This is a genomic window from Paenalcaligenes suwonensis (assembly GCF_011290505.1).
Classification (GTDB): domain Bacteria; phylum Pseudomonadota; class Gammaproteobacteria; order Burkholderiales; family Burkholderiaceae_B; genus Paenalcaligenes; species Paenalcaligenes suwonensis.
Genome location: NZ_JAANPV010000018.1, coordinates 1 through 2,979, shown reverse-complemented (window position 1 = coordinate 2,979; position 2,979 = coordinate 1). Strand labels below are relative to the sequence as shown.

The following is a 2,979-nucleotide window of genomic DNA, read 5'->3' as shown; positions in this document are numbered from 1 at the left end:
CCATAAGCGCAGCGAATGCCGGGTAATACTCGTCAACGATCTGATAGAGAAGGGTTTGCTCGGGTCGGTGGCTCTGGTAACGACCAGTATCCCGATCCCGGCTGGCCGTCCTGGCCGCCACATGAGGCATGTTCCGCGTCCTTGCAATACTGTGTTTACATACAGTCTATCGCTTAGCGGAAAGTTCTTTTACCCTCAGCCGAAATGCCTGCCGTTGCTAGACATTGCCAGCCAGTGCCCGTCACTCCCACTCGATTGTAAACAAGCACACAAAACCCTTTAGTGACAACAATTTGCAAGAACTATCAGGCTCAGTGCCATGAAAAATACCATGACCAGATCATGAGGTTGAACACGGCTTGCGCCGGCAGCGTTCACGCTCCTGGTCGGCGATCTCGCCCGGCTGCAATGCTAGCTCAGCATCGGTCATGCGCTCCAGCACGTCGCGTAGGCGGATGGTGCAAGGAATGGGCGGCAGCTCGAACTCATAGCCGCCGGCGATCATTTCGGCCGCAATCTCCTCGGTGATGAAAAACGGCTCGTCGTCTTGGTTCGGCTTCTTCATGCCCTTTCCTCCTGGCGCTCATCCTGGCCGACAGCGGCCAGGGCATCGGCTTCCGTCAATGCGTCCTCCACGAACGCGCCGTGCTGCTTCGCTTCGGCCTGGCTGACCTCGGCCCATATCCGTTTCACCTGGGCCGCACTGTACCCGGCCAGCTCGGCGGTCTTGTTGATGCTGTAGCCGGACTTGCGCAGCGCGACAACTTGGGCGCGGCGCTTCGGATCAGCACGGCGGCCCTTGTACCGCCCGGCCTGGCGGGCCAACTCAATGCCTTGGCGCTGGCGTTCGCGCCTGTCCTCGTAGTCGTCGCGGGCCATCTGCAAGGCCAGGCGAAAAAGCATGATCTGCACGGCTTCCAGCACGATCTTGGCGACGCCCTGGGCCTCGGCCGCCAGGTCGGATAGATCGACCACGCCAGGGACGGCCAGGCGTGCGCCTTTGGCCTGTATCGAGGCCACCAGGCGCTCGGCCTCGGGCAAAGGTAGGCGGCTGATGCGGTCGATCTTCTCGGCAATGACCACCTCGCCGGGCTGTAGGTCGCCGATCATGCGCAGCAGCTCAGGCCGGTCGGCGCGTGCGCCGGATGCCTTCTCACGGTAGATGCCGGCGACGTAGTAGCCGGCGGCCTTCGCGGCCGTAGTGATCGCCTCTTGGCGTTCCAAGTCCTGCGCGTCGGTGCTGACGCGCAGATAGACCCGCGCCACCATCGGCGCGGCTACTGGCTTCGTCCTGCGCATACTTGCGGGCTCCTTTGGGCATACTCAAATGCACCCATCTTAAACTGGCAGGCCAATTTATCACATATCGATCTAAATGCTGTCGTTTTCAGAAGACGGCTGCACTGAACGTCAGAAGCCGACTGCACTATAGCAGCGGAGGGGTTGGATCCATCAGGCAACGACGGGCTGCTGCCGGCCATCAGCGGACGCAGGGAGGACTTTCCGCAACCGGCCGTTCGATGCGGCACCGATGGCCTTCGCGCAGGGGTAGTGAATCCGCCAGGATTGACTTGCGCTGCCCTACCTCTCACTAGTGAGGGGCGGCAGCGCATCAAGCGGTGAGCGCACTCCGGCACCGCCAACTTTCAGCACATGCGTGTAAATCATCGTCGTAGAGACGTCGGAATGGCCGAGCAGATCCTGCACGGTTCGAATGTCGTAACCGCTGCGGAGCAAGGCCGTCGCGAACGAGTGGCGGAGGGTGTGCGGTGTGGCGGGCTTCGTGATGCCTGCTTGTTCTACGGCACGTTTGAAGGCGCGCTGAAAGGTCTGGTCATACATGTGATGGCGACGCACGACACCGCTCCGTGGATCGGTCGAATGCGTGTGCTGCGCAAAAACCCAGAACCACGGCCAGGAATGCCCGGCGCGCGGATACTTCCGCTCAAGGGCGTCGGGAAGCGCAACGCCGCTGCGGCCCTCGGCCTGGTCCTTCAGCCACCATGCCCGTGCACGCGACAGCTGCTCGCGCAGGCTGGGTGCCAAGCTCTCGGGTAACATCAAGGCCCGATCCTTGGAGCCCTTGCCCTCCCGCACGATGATCGTGCCGTGATCGAAATCCAGATCCTTGACCCGCAGTTGCAAACCCTCACTGATCCGCATGCCCGTTCCATACAGAAGCTGGGCGAACAAACGATGCTCGCCTTCCAGAAAACCGAGGATGCGAACCACTTCATCCGGGGTCAGCACCACCGGCAAGCGCCGCGACGGCCGAGGTCTTCCGATCTCCTGAAGCCAGGGCAGATCCGTGCACAGCACCTTGCCGTAGAAGAACAGCAAGGCCGCCAATGCCTGACGATGCGTGGAGACCGAAACCTTGCGCTCGTTCGCCAGCCAGGACAGAAATGCCTCGACTTCGCTGCTGCCCAAGGTTGCCGGGTGACGCACACCGTGGAAACGGATGAAGGCACGAACCCAGTGGACATAAGCCTGTTCGGTTCGTAAACTGTAATGCAAGTAGCGTATGCGCTCACGCAACTGGTCCAGAACCTTGACCGAACGCAGCGGTGGTAACGGCGCAGTGGCGGTTTTCATGGCTTGTTATGACTGTTTTTTTGTACAGTCTATGCCTCGGGCATCCAAGCAGCAAGCGCGTTACGCCGTGGGTCGATGTTTGATGTTATGGAGCAGCAACGATGTTACGCAGCAGGGCAGTCGCCCTAAAACAAAGTTAGGCCGCATGGACACAACGCAGGTCACATTGATACACCAAATTCTAGCTGCGGCAGATGAGCGAAATCTGCCGCTCTGGATCGGTGGGGGCTGGGCGATCGATGCACGGCTAGGGCGTGTAACACGCAAGCACGATGATATTGATCTGACGTTTCCCGGCGAGAGGCGCGGCGAGCTCGAGGCAATGGTTGAAATGCTCGGCGGGCGCGTCACGGAGGAGTTGGACTATGGATTCTTAGCGGAGAT

Annotated in this window: 4 protein-coding genes; 1 reads left to right on the top strand and 3 read right to left on the bottom strand. The window is 60.5% G+C overall.

Going from position 1 to position 2,979, the window contains the following annotated elements; genetic code table 11:
• Positions 1 to 340: 340 nt before the first annotated feature.
• From GY634_RS16990 to intI1, 3 genes are all read right to left on the bottom strand, one after another.
• A complete protein-coding gene (locus GY634_RS16990) occupies positions 341 to 565 on the bottom strand; it encodes a hypothetical protein (protein WP_000743213.1) in 225 nt (74 codons plus the stop codon).
• Positions 562 to 1,299 carry a recombinase family protein gene (locus GY634_RS16985; RefSeq protein WP_001366550.1) on the bottom strand — a complete coding sequence of 246 codons (738 nt, stop codon included), beginning with the start codon at positions 1,297 to 1,299 and terminating at the stop codon, positions 562 to 564. Before GY634_RS16985 ends, GY634_RS16990 begins: the two co-directional genes overlap by 4 nt.
• A 282-nt stretch (positions 1,300 to 1,581) precedes the next feature.
• A complete protein-coding gene (gene intI1, locus GY634_RS16980; RefSeq protein WP_000845048.1) occupies positions 1,582 to 2,595 on the bottom strand; it encodes a class 1 integron integrase IntI1 in 1,014 nt (337 codons plus the stop codon).
• A 145-nt stretch (positions 2,596 to 2,740) separates the two neighbouring features.
• Between intI1 and GY634_RS16975 the strand changes: the two genes are divergently transcribed.
• Positions 2,741 to 2,979, top strand: a 239-nt coding sequence (locus GY634_RS16975; protein WP_423227311.1) for a nucleotidyltransferase domain-containing protein, incomplete at its 3' end; no start/stop codon positions are given.

Excerpts from the sequence above, each read along its gene's own strand:
- GY634_RS16990 (WP_000743213.1), bottom strand. The coding sequence starts at position 565 with ATGAAGAAGCCGAACCAAGACGACGAGCCGTTTTTCATCACCGAGGAG.
- GY634_RS16985 (WP_001366550.1), bottom strand. The coding sequence starts at position 1,299 with ATGCGCAGGACGAAGCCAGTAGCCGCGCCGATGGTGGCGCGGGTCTAT.
- intI1 (WP_000845048.1), bottom strand. The coding sequence starts at position 2,595 with ATGAAAACCGCCACTGCGCCGTTACCACCGCTGCGTTCGGTCAAGGTT.